A 24540-nucleotide genomic window follows, 5' to 3' on the forward strand; every position below is an offset into this window, starting at 1 on the left:
CACGGAAGGTTCAAGGTTGCCCGGGTTCGGTCAGCAAGGGTCGGGCGTGCCTCGGATGAGGCGGTCCAGGATGTCACGGGCCGCAGCGAGCGTCTCGATGGACCTGGTGATTCGGGTGCGCTCCTCGGCCAGGGCGTCGAGGAGTTCGGGGCAGGTGGGTGCGAGCACCGTCGTGTCGTCGGGGACGCAGGGCAGGATCTCGGCGATCGCGGTGGTGCCCAAGCCGGCGGAGAGCAGCAGTTGGATGTGCCGCACCGTGCGCACGGCTTGCCCGTCGTAGTCCCGGTAGCCGCTCGCGCGACGGGCGGGCTTCAACAGGCCCTGCTCCTCGTAGTAGCGCAGGGCGCGGGGGGTGGCGCCGGTCTGTCGGGCCAGTTCGCTGATCCGCATGTCCAGAGCACATCAGGACTTGACCTTCACGTCAACGTGAAGGTTTACCGTCACCGCTGTGACAGACAACAACGTTGAGCACGAACAGCGCCCCGCTATTGCCATCCTGGGGCTTGGCCCGATGGGCCGGGCGCTCGCCGCCTCGGCGCTCGCCGCCGGCCACCCCACGGTGGTCTGGAACCGCACGCCGGACAAGGCGGAAGCACTCGTGGCCCATGGTGCCGTGCTCGCGCCCACGGTAGCCGATGCAGCGCGTGGGGCATCGATCACCATCGCGTGCATGATCAACTATGGCGCCGTCCGCGCGAGCGTGGCCGACCTCGCCGAGTGGCCCACGGGCACGCTCGTCAACCTCAGCAGTGGCCACGCCGGAGAAGCACGCGCCATGGCGGGCTGGGCCGCACAGCGCGGCATCAACTACCTGGATGGCGCCATCCTGACGCCGGCCCCCACGATCGGTACACCCGCGGCAACGATCCTCTACAGCGGCCCGCACTCCCCGTTCGATCGCAGCCGCGCCCTTCTGGAGAGCTTCGGCGGCACCAGCGTCTACCTCGGCGACGACATTGGTATCGCGTCGGCGTACGAGATGGCCTTGCTCGACCTGTTCACCATGTCCGTCGGCGGACTCGCGCACGCCTTCGCCCTGGCCATCGCCGAGGGCATCGAGCCTGCCGCGTTCGCCCGCTTCGCCAAGGGGATCGGCGGCCTGCTGCCCGACATGGCCGACCGGTTTGCCGATCAGCTTGCTGCCGGCCGTTTTCCCGCCGACGTCTCCAGTATCGCGTCGGCAGGCTCCGCTGTGGCCCACGTCATCGACGCCGCCGCCGCTCGCGGCATCGACACCACACCGCTGCAAGCCGTACAACGGATCATCGGCCGGGCCGCCGCGGCGGGCTATGGCGGCGACAGCTACGCCCGGCTCGCCCAGCTTCTCGCCGAAGCCGACCACGCGGACGCCTGGGCCGAGCTGGCCACGCCGGAGCCGTCGCAGCCCCACCCGTCGCACCGATCCGCGGACAACTGAACCGGCCAGCGGCGGCAGGCGTCCGTCCGCTCATCGGCAGAACCGGGCATCAGCTGGGCTGTGTTCGATGGCGCGACCCGCTTCATGTGAGCATGGTGGGTGCAGGCCGGCCGTTCCCGATAGGTGGTGTTCACGTGGTGAAGGCACGACCCGCCGCGGGTGGCGGGCGGTGGGTGGAGATCTCACCGGAGCGGATTCGTGGTTGGCTCGACGGCTTCTACAGCCGCCACAACGGCGCCACCGAGCAGGGCCTCGTGTTGACCGGCGTGAGCAACGGTGATACCGCCACGCTGTATCCGCCGCCGGGGCTTGCCGACGCGAAGGATGTCGACACGCTGCTGGCCCGCATCATCCGACCGCCCCGGATCGCCGTGCTGCTGGCCCGTAAGGGCGCGGTTGCCGCCGGTGTCGCGGACGGTACGACCATCACCGTCTCCAAGGTCGAGCGCTTCTACGTGCAGGGTCGCACCGCGGCCGGCGGTTCCTCGCAGCAGCGCTACGCACGTCGCCGCGCCAACCAAGCCCAGGCTGCTACTCAGCGGGCTGCGGACATCGCCGCGCGGATCATGCTGCCCCATGCGCCCGGTGTTATCGCCGACCCTCACGATGCAGTCAGTGCCCTGGTCTGTGGCGGCGACCGGTCGATGATCGACGCGGTGCTGACAGACCGGCGTCTGTCGCCACTGGCACTGCTGCGTCATCCACACCTGCTCGAATCCGCCGAGCCCCGTCTGGCCGTCCTGGAGGATGCGGCGGTTACGGCCAGACGGATCCGCGTCCATCTGATGCCGTGACCACGATCAGGTCCAGCAGGTCGACGACGACGCGACCAGGATGATGTGCGACGGCCCAACAGTGCCGGACCTGTACGCGATGTCCCCGTAACCCGCCCGCTCTGCGGCAGATGAGGATGGCCGCGCCTCACGATCGATACCGCCACAGTTGCTCGCGCGCGTTCACCAGCCCGGTGGTCGCGCCGGGCCAGCGTCCCCTCAAGGGGATTGGGCAGAGTCAGAGGAGGCACAGCGCGTACGCCAGGCCAAGGAACGGCTCGCCGCTGGAGAGGTGTGGTCGGACCTGGGCCTGGTCTTCGCCAGCACGATCGGCATCGCGATGGAACCGCGGAACGTCAACCGGCGCTTCGAGCAGCTCCGCGCGGCGGCCGGGCTGGACTGGCTACACCTGCACGACCTGCGGCACTCGTTCGCCACGTTCCTGCTGGACCAGGGGGAGGAGCTGCGGACCGTCATGGAACTGCTCGGGCACCCCACGATCCGAATGACGGCCGACACCTACGGCCATGTCCTGCCGGCGCGGGCTCGTCAGGCTGCCTCAGCCATTGATCGGGTGCTGGGCGAGGAGGGGACGGCGTGACCGCTTGGCTGTACGAATCGCTGTACTTGACACCGCGATCAACCAAGGGAAGTGCTGGTGGAGCCCAGGGGACTCGAACCCCTAACCCCTGCCTTGCAAAGGCAGTGCTCTGCCAGTTGAGCTAGGGCCCCGTGGGCGGCTGCGGCGTCGCCGATCGTTCGCCGCTGCGCCGGACGTCAGCGCAGGTCGGGCGCGGTGGTCGCCTCGTGCCACAGGGCGCGCTCGTCGTTCGAGGCCTTGACCTTGTTGAACACGACGGCGGCCACGCCGACGACGCCGGCCAGAATCAGCAGCTTCTTGAACATTGGGGCCACCCCTCGCGCTCGACTACCGTCGGACGACGTGCGGTGGGGCTAGCTGGAATCGAACCAGCGACCTCAGAGTTATCAGCTCTGCGCTCTAACCGACTGAGCTATAGCCCCGTGTTGCGACGAGCAAGGTTAACCCATCCGCTCAGCCGGCCCCAAATCGGGGTCCGGGCCCGCGAGCCGGGCCGTTGACACCTGCAGAACCTACCTGGGTACGGGACGCCGGAGCGACCGCATTTCGCGGTGCCCCGGCGTCCCGATTGCCTCAGTCCCGCTCGGCGAGGGTCAACTCGATCCCGCCAACCAGGTCGGCGCAGACGTTGTAGACGAACGCTCCCAGCGTGGCCAGCGCGGTGAAGAGCACCACGTTGACCAGACCGATCAGCGCCGAGCTGAGGATCACGCCCTTGGCGGTGATCTGGAAGCCGCTGGTGCTCTGCCCCCCGCCGGCGTTCACCAGGTCGCTCAGGCTGTCGTTGACGCTCTGGAACACCCCCATCGCGTCCAGCGCCAGGTAGAGCACCGACGTGGCGACCACCACGACGATGAAGAGCACCACCGAGACGGCGAACGCGAACTTCATCACGGACCAGGGGTCGATCCGCTTCAGGTTCAGCCGGGCCCGGCGCGGTCCGCGGGACGCCGCCGAGCTGACCGAGGTACGCGCTGCGCGTACCGCGTCACCGACCCGGGCCGCCCCGACCGCCGAGGCGTTGCCGATTCCCGGCGGCAGACCGCCGCCGCTGGCCGGGCGGCTGGTGCCGGTGGCACGCCCCCCGTCCGGCTGCGGCTGGGTCATGCCGGGCGTGATCCGGGGCTGGGTGCCGGCGGTCCCGGCAGCCCCGGCGGATGCCGCCTCGCCGGGCCGGACACTGATCGGCTGGGTGGTCGTGGGACGGGCCGGGGTCGCCGCCACCGGAGGCGAGTCGGTGGACGCCGGCGCCTCGACGCCGGACGCCTCGGTCTTGTCGCCCGACCCACCGTCCTCACCGGGCTGGTCCGGCGGGGGTGTCATGCCGGGAGCCCGGGTGAATTTCGGGGCAGGCGCGTCGGCGGGGACCGTTGCCCGGCCCACGGCCGCGCGGCCGGTCGCTGGTGTGCCGCCCTTGGCGGCCTCCTCGTCGACCGGGTTGGCCGAGGTCCCCGTGTTCCCCGACTTCGCCTGTGTCTCCGTCATTCAACTAGTCCTGTTCGTCGGGTTCGTCGGCATTGCGAGCAATGGCCACGATAGTCACGCCGTCCGGGAGGTCCATCAGCTTGACCCCCATTGTGTTCCGGTCACGCGTACGGCGTACAGGCTTCACCGGAGTCCGGATGACACCACCGTTGCTGGTGATCGCGAACAGCTCGTCGTCCGGGTCGATCACCACAGCGCCGACCAGACCACCGCGCCGCTCGGTGATCTTCGCAGTCAACACGCCCTTACCTCCCCGGCCCTGCACCGGGTATTCCTCGATCGGGGTACGTTTCGCGTATCCCCCGTTCGTGGCCACCAGAACGTCCAGGCCCTCCCGAACGACCTCCATGGCGAGCAGGACGTCGTCGTCCGTGAAGCGCATGCCGATCACGCCGGAGGTGGCGCGACCCATCGGCCGCAGCGCCTCGTCGGAGGCGTTGAACCGGATCGCCTGCGCCTTCTTGGAGACCAGCAGCAGGTCGTTCTCCGGCGCAACCAGCGCAGCACCGACCAGCTCGTCCTCATCGCGCAGGTTGATCGCGATGATTCCGCCGGAACGGTTGGAGTCGAACTCCTCGAGCCGCGTCTTCTTCACCAGGCCGTTCTTCGTGGCCAGTACCAGATAGGGGGCTACCTGGTAGTTCGGGATTTCGATGATCTGCGCGATCTGCTCGTCCGGCAGGAAGGCGAGCAGGTTGGCCACGTGCTGGCCCTTGGCTACCCTACTGGCCTCCGGCAACTCGTACGCCTTCGCCCGGTAGACGCGTCCCTTGTTCGTAAAGAACAGGATCCAGTCGTGGGTGGAGCATACGAAAAAGTGGCTGACGATGTCGTCCTGCCGCAACGTGGCGCCGCTGACGCCCTTGCCGCCCCGCCGCTGCGAGCGGTAGAGATCGACCTTGGTCCGCTTGGCGTACCCGGTCCGGGTGATCGTGACGACCACGTCCTCCCGGGCGATGAGGTCCTCCATCGAGACCTCGCCGTCGAACGGGATGATCTGCGTACGCCGGTCGTCGCCCCACTTGGCGACGATCTCGCCGAGCTCCTCCGAGACGATCTTTCGCTGCCGCTCCGGCTTGGCGAGGATGTCCTTGAACTCGGCGATCTCGATTTCCAACTTGGCCAGGTCGTCCACGATCCGCTGCCGCTCCAGCGCGGCCAGCCGGCGCAGCTGCATGTCCAGGATCGCGGTCGCCTGGATCTCGTCGATCTCCAGCAGCCGGATCAGGCCCTGCCGGGCGTCGTCCACAGTCGGCGACCGCCGGATCAGGGCGATCACCTCGTCCAGCGCGTCCAGTGCCTTGCCCAGACCACGCAGGATGTGCGCCCGCTCCTCGGCCTTGCGCAGCCGGAACGCGGTCCGCCGGCGGATCACGTCGACCTGGTGCTCGACGTAGTAGCGGATGAACTGGGCCAGGTTGAGCGTGCGCGGCACCCCGTCGACCAGAGCCAGCATGTTGGCGCCGAAGGTCTCCTGGAGCTGGGTGTGCTTGTAGAGGTTGTTCAGCACGACCTTGGCGACCGCGTCGCGCTTGAGCACGAGCACGATCCGCATGCCGGTACGACCGGAGGACTCGTCGCGGATGTCGGCGATCCCGGCGAGCTTGCCCTCCTTGATCAGCTCCGCGATCCGCTCGGCGAGATTGTCCGGGTTGACCTGGTAGGGCAGCTCGCTGACGACCAGGCAGGGCCGGCCCCGCTTGTCTTCCTCGACCTCCACCACCGCGCGCATCCGGATCGAGCCGCGACCGGTGCGGTACGCGTCCTGGATCGCGGTGGTGCCGACGATCAGGCCGTGGGTCGGGAAGTCCGGACCCTTGACGATGCCGAGCAGGGCTTCGAGGGTGGTCTCCTCGTCCTCCTCCGGGTGCTCCAGGCACCACTGCACCGCCGCACCGATCTCCCGCAGGTTGTGCGGCGGGATCTTGGTGGCCATGCCGACCGCGATGCCCTCTGAGCCGTTCACCAGCAGATTGGGGATCCGCGACGGCAGGATGGTGGGCTCCTTGGCCCGGCCGTCGTAGTTGTCCTGCAGGTCGACGGTGTCCTCGTCGATGTCCCGCAGCATCTCCATGGCCAGCGGGTCGAGCTTGCACTCGGTGTATCGCATGGCGGCGGCGGGGTCGTTACCCGGAGAGCCGAAGTTGCCGTTGCCGTCGACCAGCGGATACCGCAGCGACCAGGGCTGTGCCATCCGGACCAGCGCGTCGTAGATCGCCGAGTCGCCGTGCGGGTGGAACTGGCCCATCACGTCGCCGACGACCCGGGAACACTTCACGTAGCCGCGGTCCGGCCGGTAGCCCGAGTCGAACATGGCGTAGAGGATCTTGCGGTGCACCGGCTTGAGCCCGTCCCGGACGTCCGGGAGCGCACGACCGACGATGACGCTCATCGCGTAGTCGAGGTAGGAGCGCTGCATCTCCACCTCGAGCCCGACCGGTTCGATCCGGTCGTGCGCGACCACGGCGGCGATGGCCTCGGCGGGGACCTCAGGCTCGTTCGGTGTGGACTCGGGAGAATCGGTCACTGTATACCCTTATCAGACTCAGAGTCGTTTTCGTGCTGTGGATAACGGCTGTGGATACTGGCCAAGCTGTGGATAACTCTGTGGATCGGCGGGTCGCTCGGGTTCACCCCGGCGGACCCGCCGAGCTCCGTCAGATGTCCAGGAACCGCACGTCCTTGGCGTTGCGCTGGATGAACGACCGGCGCGCCTCGACGTCCTCACCCATCAGCACGCTGAACAACTCGTCGGCGGTCGCCGCGTCGTCGAGCGTGACCTGACGCAGAGTACGCGTTGCCGGGTTCATCGTGGTTTCCCACAGCTCGGGATAGTTCATCTCGCCGAGGCCCTTGAACCGCTGAATGTCGTCCGGCTTGGCGTTCGGCTTCTTCTGCTGGCGCAGCGCGATCAGCCCGTCCCGCTCACGATCGGAGTAGGCGTACTGCGCGTCGTCGCCCTTCTTGTTCCACTTGATCTTGTAGAGCGGCGGGGCGGCCAGGTAGACGTGGCCCATCTCGACGAGCGGGCGCATGAACCGGAACAGCAGGGTGAGCAGCAGCGTCTGGATGTGCTGGCCGTCGACGTCCGCGTCGGCCATCAGCACCACCTTGTGGTAGCGCAGCTTCTCCATGTCGAAATCGTCGTGGATGCCGGTGCCCAGCGCGGTGATCAGCGCCTGGACCTCGTTGTTCTTCAGCACCCGGTCGATGCGGGCCTTCTCCACGTTGAGGATCTTGCCGCGGATCGGCAGGATCGCCTGGGTCCGCGGGTCCCGGCCCTGCTTGGCCGAGCCACCGGCCGAGTCGCCCTCGACGATGAACACCTCGGACTCGCGCGGGTCGGTGGACTGGCAGTCGGCCAGCTTGCCCGGCATCGAGCCGGACTCCAGCAGCGACTTGCGGCGGGCCAGCTTGCGCGCCTGCTGCGCGGCGATCCGGGCACGAGCAGCCTGGGAGGCCTTCTGAATGATCATCTTGGCCTCGGCCGGGTTGCGGTCGAACCAGTCGACCAGCCGGTCGTTGCAGACCCGCTGCACGAAGCTCTTCACCGGGGTGTTGCCGAGCTTGGTCTTGGTCTGGCCCTCGAACTGCGGGTTGGCCAGCTTGACCGAGATGATCGCGGCGAGCCCTTCCCGAATGTCCTCGCCGGAGAGCTTCTCGTCACCCTTGAGCAACTTCTTGTCGGTGCCGTACCGGTTGACCACGCTGGTCAGCGCGGACCGGAAGCCCTCCTCGTGGGTGCCGCCCTCGTGCGTGTTGATCGTGTTGGCGAAGGTGTAGACCGACTCGCCGTACGACTCGTTCCACTGCATGGCGATCTCGAGCGACATGCCCTCCTCCTCGGCGCCGAACTCGACCACGGTCTTGTGGATCGGGTTCTTCGAGGCGTTGAGGTGCCGGACGAAGTCGGCGATGCCGCCCTCGTAGAGGAAGGTCACCTCACGCTGGCGGCCGTCCTCCTCCTCGGCCACCCGCTCGTCGAGCAGGTGGATGCGGAGGGCACGGTTGAGGAAGGCCATCTCCTGGAGCCGTCGGTAGATGGTCTGGAAGTCGAAGTCGACGGTCTCGAAGACGTCGGGGTCGGGCCAGAAGGAGACCGTCGAGCCGCTGCGGTCGGTGGTCTCACCCTTGTCCAGTGGGCCGGCTTTGGAGTTGTTGTACTGCTGCCGCCACACGAAACCGGACTTGTGGATCTCCACGGCCATCCGGGTGGAGAGCGCGTTCACGACGGAGACGCCGACGCCGTGCAGACCACCGGAGACCGCGTACGCCTTGCCGTCGAACTTGCCGCCCGCGTGCAGCACGGTCAGTGCGACCTCGACGCCCGGCTTCTTGAGCTTCGGGTGCAGGTCGACCGGGAAGCCACGGCCGTTGTCAGTGACCTGGACCCCGCCGTCGGCGAGCAGCACGACGTCGATGGTGTCGCAGTATCCGGCCAGCGCCTCGTCGACCGCGTTGTCGACGACCTCCCAGACGAGGTGGTGCAGACCACGTTCGCCGGTGGACCCGATGTACATACCGGGCCGCTTGCGAACCGCCTCCAGCCCCTCGAGAACGGTGATCGACTCTGCGCCGTACTCCTGCTTGTCCTGCGCTGCCACCCTCGGCCACTTTCTCGCGTCGTCGGCGCCGGAAGGGCGCGTCGGGCGCGGGTTCGGCGGACAGGACGCGACGTCGGCGCGCGGACCGGTGCCGGATATTTCCGGACAGTGGGTCGAACGCGCCGGTCGCCGCGGTTGCCCGCGGATCGCGATCGGCTCGACCCGACGTGGAGAATGATCCTGGGGCCACCGGCCCCGTCCCTCGCTCCGCACCGGGTCTTCGTCTCACCGTCAATCCTACTGCGCGCGGAGGACAGAACCACCACTCGGCACCCTCACCGAGGCGGCTGAGAAGTCCGTAGCCGGCAGAACCCCATTGCCCGCGACTCCCCCCACACGCCATGCTCCGATCGGACGCGCCGCCCCGGAACGGGTTGACCCGCGGCCGGGCGGGTCGGGGGTCGCGGCCGGACCGCCCGTGCCGTACGTTTGCGGCGCCCCGGAAGCGGGCTTGATCTTTAGCGGCCGGAACCGGGACGATCGACCCGATCGACCCGACACGTGCTCTTTAAGAGGTGACAGATGGGGCTGGACAACGTCGCGGTGCACTGGCCGCGGACCGGCCGCTTCTACGATCCGGTCGCGCCGGCCGAGTTCGTCGACTTCGGCGAGATCGTCGACCTGCCGCGAATCTCCGCTCCGACGGCGGCGCTGGCCGAGCTGATCGCGAAGACCGGCACCGTCCGGGCGACCGCGTACACCGAGCTGGTGGATCTACTGCTCGGCCTCGAAGGTGTGTTGTACGCCACAGACGCCGCGGCCGAGGACGAGGACCCGGTGATCGACCCGGATGGGTGCGCCTGGATCGCCGGCGGCATCGAACGATTCGTCACCGGCCACCGTGCGCACGGCGAGGCCGTCACGTTCGAGTCGGTGAGCACGGTGCTGCGCTCGCTGCTCGGCGACGGACGGCTGGCCGATCAACAACTGCGCTGGCTGGAGAGCCGGCTGGACGCGCTGCGCGACGAAAGCGGCGACCCGCCGCAGTGGAACTTCACCTGCGCCGAGCTGGGTGTGCTGGCAGCGTTCTACCGGCGCTGCGCCGAGCGCGGCTTCGCCGTCTACGCCGACGCCTGACTGGCCGGTCCGGGGTCGGCGGCGATCTGGTCGTCGCCCCCGGGACGGTTGGCCGCGGCGATCACCTGGGTCAGCACCACGTGCAGGTGTCGCAGGTCCTCCAGTGGCAGCCCGAGCCGCTGCACGATCGCGGCCGGGATCAGCTCGGCCCGGCTGCGCAGCGCCGCGCCGCTGTCGGTCAGGGTGACGGCGAGGCTGCGTTCGTCGGCGGTGTCCCGTTCACGGCGTAGGTAGCCAGCGGCTTCGAGCCGCTTGAGCAGCGGCGACAGGGTGCCCGGGTCGAGCTGCAACAGCCGGCTGAGGTCACGGCCGGACAGCGGCGCGTGCTGCCAGAGCGCCAGCATCACCAGGTACTGCGGATGGGTGAGGCCCATCGGTTCCAGTAGCGGCCGATAGACGGCCACGACACTGCGCGCCGCCACCGAGAGGGCGAAGCAGACCTGTTGCTCCAGCGCCAGAGGGTCGACGCCGTCCGGTCGTTCACTCATCGGTTGCCCTCCCCAAGCACGGTGGTTATCGTACAGGCGACTGGTACACCAACCATTGGTGCGCCAATCATCCGTCCGGGCGATGGGCGGAGCGACGGCACACACGCAGGAGAGGGCGGCAGATGAGCGAGGACGAGGCGGCCACCAGGTCCGCGGGCGAGGGCGGCCGGTTCATGCGTTGGACCTTCCGAAACCTCACCGGCCCCGCCGAGGGCGTGCAGGGCGCGGTGCAGGGCGGCTCCGCCGAGGCCCGCGAGATGTGGAAGCGAGACCTGGAGGAGCGCAAGCGCTACACCCGGGAACAGCGCGAACGGAAGCGGGCCGCCAAGGAGGCCCACCGGCGCGACTGAAGCGCTCGCTCAGCCGTAGGTGTCCCGCGGCCCCCGGCCGCGTACCCGACGCGGCCCCTTCGACCAGGACGGCGCGGCCGGGCCGTGGATGTGCAGCTTGCGCACCACGTTGTGGCCGACCTCCCGGGCGATCTGCTTGAGCAGCGAACCGGCGAGCAGCCGCAGCTGCGTCGCCCAGGCGGTCGAGCGGGCCTCCACGGTCAGCTCGCCGTTCTCCAGCTTGACCGGCCGGCTGTGCTGGGCGACCTCCGCGCCCACCACCCGCTCCCAGGCGCCGAACACTGTGGCCTCGGCCGCCGGCTGCTGCCAGCCACGCGCCTTCACCAACCGGTTCAGCACCACGCTGAGCGGCTGCGGGTCGCGCGGGTCGGGGCCCGGGCCGGAGTAGCCGCGCAGACGCCGCCCGGAGCCGCCGTCGCCACCCCCGCCACCCCCTGGGGTACGCCGGGCGCGGGCCGCCGCCTGCCGCCGGGACAACGCCGCGTCGAGCACCGCCCGGGCCAGTTCCGGCCCGGTGGCGGCGTCCGGCTGCCCACCGCCGTCGCCACCCCCGGTCGCCTTCGACCCCGGGGTACGCGCCGACGCGGCATCGCCGGCCCGCCGGTCATCGCCGCCAGCGTCGGGACGGGCGGGCCCTGGCTCATCCGACACGGCGTACCGTCCCCTCGCCGACCTGGTAGCGGACGCCGCGCAGAGCGGCCGGCACGTCGTCGTCCACCGCGCAGGTGACCAGCAGCTGGCTCGCGCCGCCGACCAGTTCCGCCAGCCGCTCCCGGCGACCGGTGTCCAACTCGGCGAAGACGTCGTCGAGCACCAGCACCGGCTCGATGCCGTCGGCGCGCAGCAGGTCGTACCCGGCCAGTCGCAGCGCGAGCGCGAACGACCAGGACTCGCCATGGCTGGCGTACCCCTTGGCGGGCAGCGGACCGAGGCTCAGCGCCAGCTCGTCGCGGTGCGGGCCGACCAGGGTGGTGCCCCGTTCGATCTCGGCGGAGCGGGACGCGGCGAGCGCGGCGGTCAGCGCGGCCGCCAACACGCCACGATCGGTGGTCGGCTCGGCCAGCTCGATCGAGGGCCGGTAGGCGATGCCCGCGGCACCGCGCCCGGCGGCCACCGCGTCGTAAGCCTTGGAAACGTGCGGCGTGAGCGCGGCGACCAGCTTCAGCCGGCCGGCCAACAGCTCCGCGCCGTGCTGCGCGAGGTGGGTGTCCCAGACGGCGAGGGTGCCGAGGTCGCCGCCCCGGGACCCGCCGGTCTTGCGGGCCAGGTACGCGGTCCGCAGCAGGGCGTTGCGCTGCTTGACCACCCGCTCGTAGTCGGCCCGCACGCCGGCGTACCGGGGCTGCCGGTTGACCAGCAGGTCGTCCAGGTAGCGGCGGCGCTCGGCCGGGTCGCCCCGGACCAGCTCCAGATCCTCCGGCGCGAAGAGCACCAGCCGCAGCGCGCCCAGCACGTCCCGGGCCCGTCGCGCCGGGGAGCGGCCCAGTCGGGCCCGGTTGGCCTTGCCGGGCACGATCTCCAGCTCGACCAGGAGCTCACGGCCGTCGTGCACCACCGCGCAGCGGATCACCGCCGATGAGGCGCCCATCCGGACCAGTGGCGCGTCCGTGGCGACCCGGTGCGAATCCAGGGTCGCCACGTAGCCCAGCGCCTCGACGAGGTTCGTCTTGCCGACGCCGTTGGCGCCGATCAGGACGTTCGCCCCCGGCTGGAGGTCGACGGCGACCCGCTCGTACGAGCGGAAGTCGACCAGTTCCAGCCGGTGGACATACACAGGGTGTGGATACCGCTCAGCGCTTGCGGACGGCGTGGCCACCGAACTGCTGGCGCAGCGCGGCGACGGCCTTCATGGCGGGCGAGTCGTCCTGCCGGGAGGCGAACCGGGCGAACAGCGAGGCGGTGATGACGTTCAGCGGCACGGCCAGCCGGACCGCCTCGTCGACCGTCCACCGACCCTCGCCGGTGTCCTCGGTGTAACCGCTCAGCTCGGCCAGCTCCGGGTCCTCGTCGAGCGCCCGGTCCAACAGGTCGAGCAGCCAGGAGCGGACCACGGTGCCCTCCCGCCAGGACTTGAACACCCCCGGCACGTTGGTCACCAGCTCGGAGGCGGCGAGCAGCTCGTAGCCCTCGGCGTAGGCGTGCATCAGGCCGTACTCGATGCCGTTGTGCACCATCTTGGAGTAGTGCCCGGCGCCGACCGGCCCGGCGTGCACGAAGCCGAACTCGCCCTCGGGCTTGAGCGCCTCGAAGATCGGCATCAGCCGGTCGACGTGCTCCTGGGCACCGCCGACCATCAGCGCGTAGCCGTTCTGCCGGCCCCACACGCCGCCGGAGACACCGACGTCCAGGTAGCCGATGCCGCGCTCGTTGAGCCGCTCGGCCCGGGGGGCGTCGTCGCTGAACCGGGAGTTGCCGCCGTCGATGATGATGTCGCCCTCGCCGAGCACCGCGGCGAGCTCGTCAATGGTCGCGTCGGTGACGCCGGCGGGCACCATGACCCAGACCGCGCGGGGCGACTCGAGCTTCTCAGCCAGCCCGGCGAGGGTCGGGACGTCACTCAACTGGGCGTTGTGGTCGAAGCCGACCACCTCGTGGCCGGCGGCCCGCAACCGCTCCCGCATGTTGCCGCCCATCCGGCCGAGTCCTACCAGGCCGAGCTGCATGTGTTCCTACCTCCGTGGATCTGGGTATCGGTGCGCGCGATCAGCGGGACACGCGGATCGGCATGATGAGGTACCGGTACCCCGGAATGGCCTCGCCATCCTCGCCGGCGGGTGAGATCACCGCGGGCTTGAAGGCGTCGACGAACGAGAGCACGGCGGTCTGGGAGCCCAGGTTGGCCAGGCCGTCGATGAGGTACTGCGGGTTGAACCCGATGGTCAACGCGTCGCCGGTGAAGGTGGCCTCCATCGCCTCGCTGGCCCGCGCCTCCTCCGAGCCGCCGGCCTCGACCACCAGCCCGTCGGCGCTGAAGCTGAGCAACACCGGCGTGGTGCGCTCGGCGACCAGCGCGACCCGCTTGACCACCTCGATCAGGGTGCTGACCGACACCCGGGCCTCGGCGTTGTGGGTGGCCGGGAAGAGCGAGCGCACCGGCGGGTAGTTGGCCCCGTCGAGCAGCCGGCTGGTCGTCCGCCGGGTGCCACCGGCGAGGCCGACCATGCCCTCGCCCGCCGCGCCCTGGGCGAGGGCGAGGGTGACCTCGCCGCCCAGCGGGCCGAGCGCCTTGGCCGTGTCGTTCAGGGTGCGGGCCGGCACGAGGGCGTTGATGCTCACCTCGGGGTCGTCCGGCCGCCACTGGATCTCGCGCAGCGCCAGCCGGTAGCGGTCGGTGGCGAGCATCGACAGGGTGCTGCCGGAGAGCTCGACGCGGACACCGGTCATCATCGGCAGCGTCTCGTCGCGGCCAGCGGCGATGGCCACCTGGGAAACTGCGGTGGCGAACGTGGCGGCGTCGACCGTGCCGGCGCTCTGCGGCATCTCGGGCAGCGCGGGGTAGTCCTCCACCGGCATGGTCGGCAGGGTGAACCGGGCGCTGCCGCAGACCAGCTCGAGGTGGGCGCCGACGGCGGCGATGTCCACCGGCTTGGCTGGCAGCGCCTTGGTGATCTCGGCGAGCAGGCGACCGGAGACCAGGGCGGCGCCGTCGGCGTCGCCCTGCACCTCGACGGTGACCTGGCTGGAGACCTCGTAGTCGAACCCGGAGACCCGCAGGTTGCCGTCGGTGACTCGGAGCATCACCCCGGCCAGCACCGGCACCGACGGACGGCTCGGCAGGCTCTTCGCGGTCCAGGCCACGGCCTCGGCGAGCGCGTCGCGCTCTACTCGGAACTTCATCAATGCCTCCGCGTCGACGTCAGCGACAACTCTCTCATGCCGACCGCTGCCTACCGTCCCGCCCAACCGTGCGGGTACCCATCGCACTTTAGGGCGCGGGGGCATCGGCTGTGCGCCCGGCCCCGTGGATCGTGTCGATGCTGACCGGCTGGTCCGGCAGCTTCGGCCCGATCCACAGAAAGTCCAACGGTGATGATTGGTTTTTGTTCTCTTAGAAGAGATAACTCATCGTCTTCATCGCACCTGTGCAAACTGTGGAGAACTCGGGTCCACGCAGCTCAGACAGGTTATCCACCGGTGATTTGGCTGTGGAGAACCGGGGGTACAACCGCCTTGCGTGTCCACAGCCCGGCCGCGCCGGACGGTTGTCCACCGTTGTCCACCGGTTGTCCACCGGTAATCCACCGACTTTCTCCCCAAGCCTGTGGATCGCCATGAAGATCACCAATGGCGTCATCCCCAGAACCTTCAACAGGTCGTACACAGGGCGACTCTCGTCGGTGGACAACCGCGACGTTGTCCCCAGCCATCCACAGCGTCGTACACAGGGTTTCTCCACAGCCTGTGGGTAACCGGCGGAGGACGGACCGTAGTTATCCACTGGCGGTGGACAACGAGCTGTGGACAACGAGTCAGCATCGAAGCGGTCACGGCGTAGATGCTGTGGCCTGCACCAGGTCGAGGGTCAAGTCGGAGAGGCGTCAGAGACAAAAAACGCCCGGCCGGTTCTCTCCGGCCGGGCGTGTCGCGGGCTGCGTGCCGTCGCGGCGGCGGGCGTACGCCTCAGGTGTTCTGTTTGATCCGGTTGGTCAGCTCGGCGATCTGGTTGTAGAGCGAGCGCCGTTCGGCCATCTGCTGGCGGATCTTACGGTCGGCGTGCATGACCGTGGTGTGGTCCCGGCCCCCGAAGGCCTGCCCGATCCGGGGAAGTGACAACTCGGTCAACTCCCGGCACAGGTACATGGCCACCTGGCGGGCGTTGACCAGCACCCGGGATCGGGACTGACCCCGCAGGTCCTCCAGGCTCACACCGAAGTAGTCCGCCGTGGAGACCATGATCTGGTCGGCGGTGATCTCCGGGCCGGCGCCGTCCGGGATGAAGTCCCGCAGGACCTCCTCGGCCAGCGACAGCTCGACGGTCGACCGGGTCAGGCTGGCGAACGCGGTCACCCGGATCAGCGCGCCCTCCAGTTCCCGGATCGAGTTCGACACCCGGGAGGCGATGAACTCCAGCACGTCCGGCGGGGCGTAGAGCCGCTCCTGCGCCGCCTTCTTCTGCAGGATCGCGATCCGGGTTTCCAGGTCCGGCGGCTGGATGTCGGCGAGCAGACCCCACTCGAACCGGGTCCGCAGCCGGTCCTCCAGCGTGGCGAGCTGCTTCGGCGACCGGTCCGACGTGATCACGATCTGTTTGTTGGCGTTGTGCAGCGTGTTGAAGGTGTGGAAGAACTCCTCCTGGGTGCGCTCGCGGTTCTCCAGGAACTGGATGTCGTCGATCAGCAGGATGTCGACGTCGCGGTAGCGCCGCTGGAACGCGCTGGTCTTGTCGTCCCGGAGCGAGTTGATAAAGTCGTTGGTGAACTCCTCGGTCGAGACGTACCGCACCGAGCGAGCGTTGCCGAGCGTCGTGGCGTAGTGCCCGATGGCATGCAGCAGGTGCGTCTTGCCCAGCCCCGAGCTGCCGTAGATGAACAGCGGGTTGTACGCCTTCGCCGGTGACTCGGCCACCGCCACGCTCGCCGCGTGGGCGAACCGGTTGGACGAGCCGATGACGAACGTCTCGAACATGTACTTCGGGTTGAGCCGGTTGCCGCCGGTGTCGGTGCCGGGCAGCCGACGGTCGTCGCGCCCGCCGGTGCGGTGATCCACACCGCTGCGACCGGGACCGCTGTCCGTCCCGCTGTCCCGAGGCAGCGCGCGGATCACGTGCTGGTCCCGCGGCGACGCCGCGTCCTCCCGGTAGCGGGGCTCGTAGGGCCGGGTGTCCGGGCCGGGCGCGTCCAGGCGGGCGGCCTGGTCGTCGTAGCCGCGCCGGTCCGGCGCCGGCCGGGGCGTCCGCAGCGGCTCCACGAACGCGGCGCTGAACAACGCCTCCTGCCCGTCGCGGCTCGCCGGGATCAGCCCGGACCGGTGCCCGTCGGAGGTCGGCGCGAGCGGCGGACCGGACGGGACCGGTGGCGCGGCCGGCTCGGGCGCCGACGCCGGGTGCTGCTGTTCCGGGATGACCGCGTCGGCCACCGGCCGGTCGGAATACTCGTAGTCGGACGGTACGGCGGGCGGCGGACCCTCGGCGTCGATCGCCCCCGGCTCCGGTGCACTGCGGTAGACGGTGCCAGCCGGGCGGCCGGCGGTGTCCTCGGCCACCCGCACGGTGACCGCGACCTGGATCGGCCGGCCGAGTCGCCGGGTGAGCGCCTCGGTGATCGCCGGGCGCAGCCGTGACTCGATCACGTCGCGGGTGAACGCGTCCGGGACGGAGAGCAGCGCGGTGTCCTCGACGATCGCCCGTAGCCGGGTCAGTCGGAGGTAGGCGCGCTGCTGGGCGGAGATGATCTCGTCGGCGAGCTCGTCGGTCGCCGCTAACCACACCGCGGCAAGGTCGGTCGTACCGGCCACCGTCGTGCCACCCCCTCGCCTCTGCTCCCGGCCGCCGCTGTCTGCCAGCCGGCCGTCCCGGGCCCGCCGCGTTCGCGGGTGGAACATCACCCACCCGGACGGTTGACCAGTGGTCGTCCACAGGTTATCCACAGCCTGTGTACCGACCGATTGTGGCCGCCCGCCGGACGCGGGTGGGACCTGCCCCCTGCCTGAACGGGCGCTGAAGCGGGTTCACCGTGCCGAACGATTCACTACCGTGTCCGGTCTTGCCTGCGCGCGACGACCGGAGCTTCCGACGCTCACCGCAATCGGGCACGGTAACAGCGTTGTCCCTGCGCCATCAACCGGCGACGCGACGGGCTCCTTGTCGGCATCAGCGAAAACCGCCCCTTCGGCCTCGCGCGCGTCCCGATCTCCGCCGCCGCGAGGTGTTTGACGGTCATTGCACCCCTGCGTAGGCTGGAGCGGCTGCTCTCTCGCCCTCTGCTAGGGTGATGGGTGCTTGCTGTCCGCGGTCGCATCCCCGCATCGCCGAGGTCCCGCTCCGCCGGGCAGCACCGATCGGTGGCCACCGTCGAGGTGGCCTGGACCACCCCACGACCCCGGCGATCCCGTCGCCCGGGGCGCGTACGAAAACGGAGAGCCTGACGTGAGCAAGCGCACCTACCAGCCGAACAACCGCCGGCGCGCGAAGACCCACGGCTTCCGGCTGCGCATGCGCACCCGTGCCGGCCGTGCCATCCTCTCGAGCCGCCGCGCCAAGGGTCGCACCACCCTGTCGGCCTGAGCCGACGGGTCGTTCGGGGGGGCGTGGGCAGTCGTGCTGGCCGCCGCACAGCGACTGCGGCGTAGCACTGACTTCGCCGCAGCGGTTCGCGGTGGCCGACGCGCCGGACGAGGCGCCGTCGTGGTCCACCTGACCGTGCCGGCGACCGCCGACCTCAGCACACCGACCTCGCCGGAGCCGGCGCGGAACACCGGTGCGGAGCAACTCTCCGCTCCGACCCGCGCCGGCTTCGTCGTGTCCAAGGCCGTCGGCAACGCGGTGGTGCGCAACCGGGTCCGGCGTCGGCTCCGAGCACTGGTCCGGGAGCGGCTTGCCGCGCTGCCGATCGGCAGCACCCTGGTCGTCCGAGCGCTCCCGGCCACGGCCGAGGCGTCGTACCCTCGACTCGCCGCCGACCTGGACGCCGCCATCGCAGCCGCCCGGTCGCCCAGGGAGCGGAGGTCCCGATGAGTACGGAGCCGGCCGCCCCGCGCCCCACAACCGGTGCCAGGGTGCTGATCGCGCCCATCATCGCGTACCGTCGGTGGATAAGTCCGGCACTGCCGGCTCGCTGTCGGTTCTACCCGTCGTGCAGTGCGTACGCCCAGGAGGCGGTGTCCCGGCACGGCGCGCTCCGGGGAGCCGCACTGGCGGTCCGGCGGCTGTTGCGCTGCCACCCCTTCCACCCTGGTGGACATGACCCGGTGCCGGAGCCGGGCGGTCGCCGCCGTGCCGATGTGACTGGAGCACCGAATTGAGTCTCGACTGGATCTACTTCGCGATTTCGTGGATCCTGCTGACCTGGCACTCCGCCTGGGACGCCATCGGGGTGCCCGTCGGCGCGGTGATCGGCACCAACTTCGCCTGGATCCTGGCCATCGTCTTCCTGGTTGTCACGGTCCGGGTGATCCTGTTCCCGGTCTTTGTCAAGCAGATCAAGTCGCAGCGGGCGATGCAGGCGCTCCAGCCCAAGGTCAAGGAGCTGCAGGAGAAGCACAAGGGTGACCGGGAGACGCTCCAGAAGGAGATGATGGAGCTCTACCGGAAGGAAAAGGCCAACCCGCTCATGGGCTGCCTTCCGATGTTCCTCCAGATCCCCGTCTTCCTCGGCCTCTTCCACGTGCTGCGCCGCCTCGACCCGTTCAAGACGGAAGACAAGAAGACGATCTACGGCTGGACCGTCGACCAGTTCAACAGCGCCTCGCACGCGAAGCTCTTCACCGCGCCGCTGTCCGGCAAGTTCGGGTCCACCGCCGACGAGTTGGCCCGCCTCGGCGCCAACGGCACCACGGTCAAGGTGATCGCCGGCCTCCTGGTCCTGATCATGATCGGCACCACGTACCTGACCAGCCGTCAGATGATCCTGAAGACCGGCTGGGCGGAGGACCCGCAGCAGCGGATGATCCAGCGACTGATGCTCTACGGCATCCCCGCCTCGCTGCTGATCTCCGGTGCGATCTTCCCCATCGGCGTGATCATCTACTGGGTCACCAACAACCTCTTCACCCTCGGCCAGCAGCAGTGGGTGTTGCGCAAGTTCCCGCCGCCGGTGACCGCCAAGAAGGCCGCCACCCCTGCCGCCCGTAACCCGGTGCAGCCGGCCAAGGCGGGCGGCCTGTTCGGGCGCGGCAAGTCGGCCCCGCTGGCGCCGGTCAAGGCGACCGCGCCCAAGGTGGCCGGGCCGAAGCCGGGCGCCAAGCCGGTGAACCCCAAGAAGAGCCGCCCCGCCAAGCGGCAGGGCTGACTTCCGGGCCGTCGTCGGGCGACCGGCGACGGCCCGTTCCGCACCGCGCAGCCGCCGTACGGCCGGCGCCGGACGGAACCGACCGCGCGTGACGCGGCCACGGGCGACACTGCCCGTACAGACGTGCCCGTGGGCACCGGCGACCTCCCGCCGGCCCCGGGAAACCAGCGGACCCGACGGTCCAGCCGAGCGAGTACGGAGATGAGACCGTGACCGAGACCAGCATCCCCCGCGCCGAGCAGTCCCTGGACGAGGAGGGGACCGCGCCGCTCGCGGTGGACGACGACATCGAGGCCGACGAGACGGAGGCCGACGACACCGAGGCCGGCGACGACACCGAGGCCGCGGCCGGCGGCCGGGAGAAGAAGACCGCGGGCGAGGGCGAACTGTTCCGGCAGAGCGAGATCGCGGCGGACTACGTCGAAGGATTGCTCGACATCCTCGACTACGACGGCGACATCGACGAGCTGGTCGCCGGCGGCCGGCCGGTGGTCGAGGTGGTCGGTGCCCGGCTGCAGAACCTGGTCGGTCAGCGCGGCGCCACCCTGGAGGCGCTCCAGGAGCTGACCCGCCTCGCCGTCTTCCGGGCCACCGGCACGCCGAGCCGCCTGCTGCTGGACGTCGGCGGCTACCGGGCGAACCGCCGCAAGGAGCTCGCCGCGGTCGCCAAGAACGCGGTGGAGAAGGTCAAGGAGTATGGCGAGTCGGTCCGACTGGAGCCGATGTCCGCGTTCGAGCGCAAGTGCGTCCACGACGTCGTCAACGCCATGTCCGGCGTGGTGAGCGAGTCCGAGGGCGTCGAGCCGAGCCGGCGCATCGTCGTACGGCCGGCGGACTGACCGGGTGACCCACGACGACATCACGGCTGACGCCGTGTCCGGCCCGGGCGGCACGCCGCCCGGGCCGTCGGCTGTCCGGCCCGACACCCCCGGCGTCGACACCGATCCTGCTCAGGACGCTCCGCCCTCGCCGTCCGACGCGGAACTGCCGCCCGAGTTGGCCCCGGCCGCCCTGACCCTCTTCGGCGATCGGCTCGACGTGGCCGCCGCGTACGCCGAGCTGCTGGCCACCGACGGGGTGGTCCGCGGTCTGATCGGTCCCCGGGAGGCACCCCGCATCTGGGACCGGCACCTCCTCAACTGCGCTGCGGTCGCTGAGCGGATCCCCGCTGACGCGACCGTGCTCGACGTCGGGTCCGGCGCCGGTCTGCCCGGTCTGGTCCTGGCCATCGCGCGCCCCGACCTGACGGTGACCCTGATCGAGCCGCTCGCCCGACGGACGTCGTTCCTGATCGAGGTCGTCGAGCGTCTCGGCCTGACCAGATCGGTGCGGGTGTTCCGGGGGCGGGCCGACGAGGCGGCCAGCGGATCGAGCGGCCGCGAACCCATCAGCGGTGACGTGGTGACCGCCCGGGCCGTCGCGCCACTGGACCGACTGGCGACGTGGAGCCTGCCGCTGGCGGTGCGCGGCGGGCGGCTGCTGGCGCTCAAGGGCGCGTCCGCCGCCGAGGAGATCAACGAGCACGCCGAGGTGGTGAAGCGTCTCGGCGGCGCAGAGCCGACCCTGCATCTGTGCGGCGTCGATGTGATCGATCCACCCACCACCGTCGTGGAGATCGTCCGCGAGCGGGTGATCGGTCCGGCCCGACCGGCTGCCAGCAAGCGCGCCCGGGGCGGACGGCCACGCCGCCGTTGACGCTTCGCGCCATCGGGCGTCCGGCCGGTGGGTTGTCTCGTTGTACCGGTACGGATGGAACGAGGGGATGAGAGCCCGACGTGGACCGGCCACGCCTGTCCGCCGTAGGCTGACCGCGCGTCGATAGTGTGGAGCGGGCGACGAACGTCGCGACCTCCGACCGCTCCCAAGGGGCCGTACGCTCCGGGGGTGCGAGCGCGGGTGCGGCCAAATTGACCGGGGCGCGGACCGACCATCCGAAGCGGGTAGGGATGACAGGTGCATGACGACGGCAGGTACGACGATCCACGCGTGACCGGGTCAACCAGCGACCCCGTTTCACGTGAAACCGACTACCCGAGCTGGTCGCCCGGCGCTTCCGGGCCTTCGCCCCGGCCGGCGGACGACGATCCGCTGGTGTCGCGCGACGAGCCCGCGAGCCAGCCGACCGGACCCGACACCACGGAACCGGCGGCTGCCCGTCGGGCACCGGATGCGGTGACCCGACCGGCCAACGCCGCCGACGTACGGCCCACCTCGGGTCGGCGTAACACCGTCGCGGCGGTCCGCTTCGAGCCGGCGGTTCCGCACCAACCCACCGCCGCGGCGCCGGCGGTCGCTTCAGCCGAATCGTCGGCCGCCGTGTCGGCCGACCCCACGTACGTTTCACGTGAAACCCCGACGCGCGAAGAGGATGACCCACCGTTGGCTATGGAGGCGATGCGCGCCGTGCAGATCCTGAATCCCAGTGGCGAGGTGACCATGCCTCGGCCGGACCGGAGCCGGGTCATGTGCGTCGCGAACCAGAAGGGCGGCGTGGGTAAGACCACGACCACGGTCAACCTTGCGGTGGCGCTCGCCCTGCACGGCAACCGGGTGCTCGTGGTGGACCTCGACCCCCAGGGCAACGCCTCGACCGGCCTCAACGTGCCGCACCACACCGGCATTCCCGACGTGTACGACTGCCTGATCAACAGCGTGCCGTTGGCCGAGGTGGCACAGGCGGTCGAGGGCATCCCCAACCTGTGGTGCGTACCCGCGACGATCGACCTGGCCGGAGCCGAGATCGAGCTGGTGTCGGTGGTGGCGCGGGAGTCTCGCCTCGACCGGGCCATCGCCGCCTACCCGGGGCAGTTCGACTACGTCTTCATCGACTGCCCGCCCTCGCTCGGCCTGCTCACGGTCAACGCCCTGGTCGCCGCGCAGGAGGTGCTGATCCCGATCCAGTGCGAGTACTACGCGCTGGAGGGGCTCAACCAGCTGATCAACAACATCAACCTGGTGCGGCAACACCTGAACCCCAAGCTCGACGTCTCGACGATCCTGCTGACCATGTACGACCGCCGTACCCGCCTGGCCGACGCGGTCGAGCAGGACGTCCGGAACCACTTCGGCGACAAGGTGCTCCAGGCGGTCATCCCCCGCAACGTCCGGGTCTCCGAGGCACCCAGCTACGGCCAGTCGGTGATGACCTACGATCCCGGTTCGCGGGGCGCCACGAGCTACTTCGAGGCCGCCCAGGAGATCGCCGAGCGGGGCGTCAAGGAGCCGGTGGGCCGGAATGCGTAGTGCGGACGATTCGCTGGGAGGCGTGGCATGAAGAACCGTCCTCGGGGCGGTCTGGGTCGGGGCCTGGGGGCGCTCATCCCGACCGGGCCGGTGCCGGGTGCAGCGGGCACCCTGACGGCCGAGCCGGAGAACGGGCACGTGGAGGATGAGTCGGTCGCGGCGGCGTCAGCCGGGCCGCCTGCTCGCGAGTCGGAGCCCACGCTCAGCCCGGTGCCGGGAGCCCGATTCGCCGAAATCCCGGTCGACGCGATCGTGCCGAACCCGAAGCAGCCCCGCCAGGTCTTCGACGAGGAGGCGCTGGAGGAGCTGAAGACCTCCATCCAGGAGGTCGGCTTCCTCCAGCCCATCGTCGTCCGGCAGCTCGACGACGAGAAGTACGAGCTGGTGATGGGCGAGCGGCGGTGGCGGGCCGCCCAGGCGGTTGGCCGGGAGAGCATCCCGGCGATCGTCCGGGACACCCGCGACGACGCCATGCTCCGGGACGCGCTACTGGAGAACATCCACCGGGCCAACCTGAACCCGCTGGAGGAGGCCGCCGCGTACCAGCAGCTGCTGGAGGAGTTCGGGGCCACCCACGAGGAGTTGGCCCGCCGGATCGGTCGAAGCCGGCCGCAGATCTCCAACACCATCCGACTGCTGAACCTGCCGGCCCAGGTGCAGCGCCGAGTGGCTGCGGGGATCCTGTCGGCCGGTCACGCCCGTGCCCTGCTGAGCCTCGACGAATCGGAGGCGCAGGAGCAGTTGGCGCTGCGGATCGTGGCCGAGGGGCTGTCGGTCCGAGCGACCGAGGAGATCGTGGCCCTGACGCTGAACGACGGCCCGGCGAAGGGCCAGGCCGCGAAGCGGCGACCGAAGCCGCACGCGCCCGGCCTGACCGACCTCGCCGATCGGCTGTCGGATCGGTTCGACACCCGGGTGAAGGTCGACATCGGCAGGAGCAAGGGCAAGATCACTATCGAGTTCGCGACGGTGGACGACCTGGAGCGGATCGTAGGCATCATCGGAGTGCAACAGGCGGATTCCGGGGACTGATCGCCCCCGCCCGCCTGCGGCCGCGCTTCCCCTCGGGATGCGCGGCCGTTCTGCATCCGGCCGCGTTGGTTTCACCTGAAACGGGTGCGGTCTGGCGCGTCCCGGTGCGCCGCCACCCGTCGGGTCCATGGGGTCTCTCGCCGTGCCGTCGTTTCACGTGAAACAGAGCGGCCACGAGGGTGATCGACGGCTCGACCGCCGGGGTGGCGACGGAAAGGCCTCGTGCGCCCGCTCAGCAGGCCGCTGCGGCCACGCATGCAGCCCGTGGTGGTCTTGGTCGGGTGGCCCGCTCTCTGGCCCTGGTCGTGGTCCGTGCTGATCGAGATCTCCTCGGGCCGGCTGCGAACCTGATTTCGTCGCCTCCGGTGGGAGGACCCGTCGTGCCGCACGGCCCAGCAGGTGGTCTGTGCTCGCCTGCGCCGGTGGGTCCGCTGCGCGGAACCGGCGGTTGGGGCGGCGGCGTGTGGCGATCTGCCTCGGGGCCGAGCTCGCCCCCGTGCCGCTCTCCGCACCCCGCACGTCGGA

At 70.1% G+C, this 24540-nt stretch carries 24 protein-coding genes and 2 tRNA genes; 13 read left to right on the plus strand and 13 right to left on the minus strand.

Annotated features, from left to right (window positions below; genetic code table 11):
- Nucleotides 1-30 precede the first annotated feature (30 nt).
- Nucleotides 31-390, minus strand: a complete 360-nt coding sequence (locus ACWD5O_RS02925) for a MerR family transcriptional regulator (protein WP_354965316.1) — start codon at nucleotides 388-390, stop codon at nucleotides 31-33.
- Between the two features lie 58 nt (nucleotides 391-448).
- Between ACWD5O_RS02925 and ACWD5O_RS02930 the strand changes: the two genes are divergently transcribed.
- The 3 genes from ACWD5O_RS02930 to ACWD5O_RS02940 all read left to right on the plus strand — a co-directional run bounded on the left by ACWD5O_RS02930 (nucleotide 449) and on the right by ACWD5O_RS02940 (nucleotide 2791).
- A complete protein-coding gene (locus ACWD5O_RS02930) occupies nucleotides 449-1417 on the plus strand; it encodes an NAD(P)-dependent oxidoreductase (RefSeq protein ID WP_450084444.1) in 969 nt (322 codons plus the stop codon).
- Nucleotides 1418-1551: 134 nt separating this feature from the next.
- Nucleotides 1552-2211 (plus strand): acVLRF1 family peptidyl-tRNA hydrolase, encoded by a 660-nt coding sequence (locus ACWD5O_RS02935; protein ID WP_450006618.1) that lies wholly within the window; start codon nucleotides 1552-1554, stop codon nucleotides 2209-2211.
- 271 nt (nucleotides 2212-2482) lie between these two features.
- Nucleotides 2483-2791 (plus strand): tyrosine-type recombinase/integrase, encoded by a 309-nt coding sequence (locus tag ACWD5O_RS02940; protein WP_450006620.1) that lies wholly within the window; start codon nucleotides 2483-2485, stop codon nucleotides 2789-2791.
- A 55-nt stretch (nucleotides 2792-2846) separates the two neighbouring features.
- On the opposite strand, the gene ACWD5O_RS02945 is transcribed toward ACWD5O_RS02940, so the two are convergent.
- From ACWD5O_RS02945 to gyrB, 6 genes are all read right to left on the minus strand, one after another.
- Nucleotides 2847-2922: transfer RNA gene (locus ACWD5O_RS02945), tRNA-Ala, on the minus strand.
- A gap of 45 nt (nucleotides 2923-2967) precedes the next feature.
- Nucleotides 2968-3096 carry a DLW-39 family protein gene (locus tag ACWD5O_RS02950; RefSeq protein ID WP_208869723.1) on the minus strand — a complete coding sequence of 43 codons (129 nt, stop codon included), beginning with the start codon at nucleotides 3094-3096 and terminating at the stop codon, nucleotides 2968-2970.
- A 43-nt stretch (nucleotides 3097-3139) separates the two neighbouring features.
- Nucleotides 3140-3213 (minus strand) — tRNA-Ile (locus ACWD5O_RS02955).
- Nucleotides 3214-3364: 151 nt separating this feature from the next.
- Nucleotides 3365-4276, minus strand: coding sequence for a DUF3566 domain-containing protein (locus ACWD5O_RS02960; protein WP_387324876.1), 912 nt, complete (start codon nucleotides 4274-4276; stop codon nucleotides 3365-3367).
- A 4-nt stretch (nucleotides 4277-4280) separates the two neighbouring features.
- On the minus strand, nucleotides 4281-6803 hold the full coding sequence (gene gyrA / locus ACWD5O_RS02965; RefSeq protein ID WP_354967084.1) for a DNA gyrase subunit A: 2523 nt from the start codon (nucleotides 6801-6803) through the stop codon (nucleotides 4281-4283).
- A gap of 130 nt (nucleotides 6804-6933) precedes the next feature.
- Entirely contained in the window at nucleotides 6934-8880 is a 1947-nt protein-coding gene (gene gyrB / locus ACWD5O_RS02970) for a DNA topoisomerase (ATP-hydrolyzing) subunit B (protein ID WP_450005869.1), read from the minus strand.
- A gap of 522 nt (nucleotides 8881-9402) precedes the next feature.
- Between gyrB and ACWD5O_RS02975 the strand changes: the two genes are divergently transcribed.
- Nucleotides 9403-9957, plus strand: a complete 555-nt coding sequence (locus tag ACWD5O_RS02975; RefSeq protein ID WP_354967086.1) for a hypothetical protein — start codon at nucleotides 9403-9405, stop codon at nucleotides 9955-9957.
- Here the strand turns inward: ACWD5O_RS02975 and ACWD5O_RS02980 are convergent.
- Nucleotides 9942-10445, minus strand: coding sequence for a MarR family winged helix-turn-helix transcriptional regulator (locus tag ACWD5O_RS02980; RefSeq protein ID WP_450084445.1), 504 nt, complete (start codon nucleotides 10443-10445; stop codon nucleotides 9942-9944). The two genes, ACWD5O_RS02975 and ACWD5O_RS02980, sit on opposite strands and share 16 nt — an antisense overlap.
- 122 nt (nucleotides 10446-10567) lie before the next feature.
- Between ACWD5O_RS02980 and ACWD5O_RS02985 the strand changes: the two genes are divergently transcribed.
- A complete protein-coding gene (locus tag ACWD5O_RS02985; protein WP_354967088.1) occupies nucleotides 10568-10795 on the plus strand; it encodes a hypothetical protein in 228 nt (75 codons plus the stop codon).
- 9 nt (nucleotides 10796-10804) lie between these two features.
- Here the strand turns inward: ACWD5O_RS02985 and ACWD5O_RS02990 are convergent, their stop codons facing one another.
- The 5 genes from ACWD5O_RS02990 to dnaA form a co-directional block, all read right to left on the minus strand.
- Nucleotides 10805-11446, minus strand: a complete 642-nt coding sequence (locus ACWD5O_RS02990) for a DUF721 domain-containing protein (protein ID WP_354967089.1) — start codon at nucleotides 11444-11446, stop codon at nucleotides 10805-10807.
- The gene (recF, locus tag ACWD5O_RS02995) at nucleotides 11436-12569 is read right to left on the minus strand and encodes a DNA replication/repair protein RecF (protein WP_450084446.1); all 1134 of its coding nucleotides are present in this window, start codon (nucleotides 12567-12569) and stop codon (nucleotides 11436-11438) included. The genes ACWD5O_RS02990 and recF overlap by 11 nt, the downstream gene beginning before the upstream one ends.
- Before the next feature lie 16 nt (nucleotides 12570-12585).
- Nucleotides 12586-13458, minus strand: coding sequence for a phosphogluconate dehydrogenase (NAD(+)-dependent, decarboxylating) (gene gnd / locus ACWD5O_RS03000; RefSeq protein ID WP_450005864.1), 873 nt, complete (start codon nucleotides 13456-13458; stop codon nucleotides 12586-12588).
- A gap of 40 nt (nucleotides 13459-13498) precedes the next feature.
- The gene (gene dnaN, locus ACWD5O_RS03005; protein ID WP_450084447.1) at nucleotides 13499-14632 is read right to left on the minus strand and encodes a DNA polymerase III subunit beta; all 1134 of its coding nucleotides are present in this window, start codon (nucleotides 14630-14632) and stop codon (nucleotides 13499-13501) included.
- Nucleotides 14633-15415: 783 nt separating this feature from the next.
- Entirely contained in the window at nucleotides 15416-17248 is a 1833-nt protein-coding gene (gene dnaA, locus ACWD5O_RS03010) for a chromosomal replication initiator protein DnaA (protein ID WP_450084448.1), read from the minus strand.
- 631 nt (nucleotides 17249-17879) lie between these two features.
- Here dnaA and rpmH point away from each other — a divergent pair.
- The 8 genes from rpmH (at nucleotide 17880) to ACWD5O_RS03050 (ending at nucleotide 24015) form a co-directional block, all read left to right on the plus strand.
- Entirely contained in the window at nucleotides 17880-18017 is a 138-nt protein-coding gene (gene rpmH / locus ACWD5O_RS03015) for a 50S ribosomal protein L34 (RefSeq protein ID WP_007453904.1), read from the plus strand.
- A gap of 33 nt (nucleotides 18018-18050) precedes the next feature.
- A complete protein-coding gene (gene rnpA, locus ACWD5O_RS03020; protein ID WP_449936141.1) occupies nucleotides 18051-18467 on the plus strand; it encodes a ribonuclease P protein component in 417 nt (138 codons plus the stop codon).
- The gene (yidD, locus tag ACWD5O_RS03025; protein ID WP_354967095.1) at nucleotides 18464-18754 is read left to right on the plus strand and encodes a membrane protein insertion efficiency factor YidD; all 291 of its coding nucleotides are present in this window, start codon (nucleotides 18464-18466) and stop codon (nucleotides 18752-18754) included. Before rnpA ends, yidD begins: the two co-directional genes overlap by 4 nt.
- Nucleotides 18751-19740 carry a membrane protein insertase YidC gene (gene yidC / locus ACWD5O_RS03030; RefSeq protein WP_354967096.1) on the plus strand — a complete coding sequence of 330 codons (990 nt, stop codon included), beginning with the start codon at nucleotides 18751-18753 and terminating at the stop codon, nucleotides 19738-19740. The genes yidD and yidC overlap by 4 nt, the downstream gene beginning before the upstream one ends.
- A gap of 209 nt (nucleotides 19741-19949) precedes the next feature.
- Nucleotides 19950-20579 carry a Jag family protein gene (locus tag ACWD5O_RS03035; protein ID WP_387324885.1) on the plus strand — a complete coding sequence of 210 codons (630 nt, stop codon included), beginning with the start codon at nucleotides 19950-19952 and terminating at the stop codon, nucleotides 20577-20579.
- Between the two features lie 145 nt (nucleotides 20580-20724).
- Complete coding sequence (rsmG, locus tag ACWD5O_RS03040) at nucleotides 20725-21435, plus strand: 16S rRNA (guanine(527)-N(7))-methyltransferase RsmG (protein ID WP_449936203.1); 711 nt, start codon at nucleotides 20725-20727, stop codon at nucleotides 21433-21435.
- 477 nt (nucleotides 21436-21912) lie between these two features.
- Nucleotides 21913-22983, plus strand: a complete 1071-nt coding sequence (locus tag ACWD5O_RS03045) for a ParA family protein (protein WP_449936206.1) — start codon at nucleotides 21913-21915, stop codon at nucleotides 22981-22983.
- Nucleotides 22984-23010: 27 nt separating this feature from the next.
- The gene (locus tag ACWD5O_RS03050) at nucleotides 23011-24015 is read left to right on the plus strand and encodes a ParB/RepB/Spo0J family partition protein (RefSeq protein WP_449936145.1); all 1005 of its coding nucleotides are present in this window, start codon (nucleotides 23011-23013) and stop codon (nucleotides 24013-24015) included.
- The last annotated feature ends 525 nt before the right edge of the window (nucleotides 24016-24540 follow it).

Source organism: Micromonospora sp. NPDC005161, assembly GCF_053599855.1.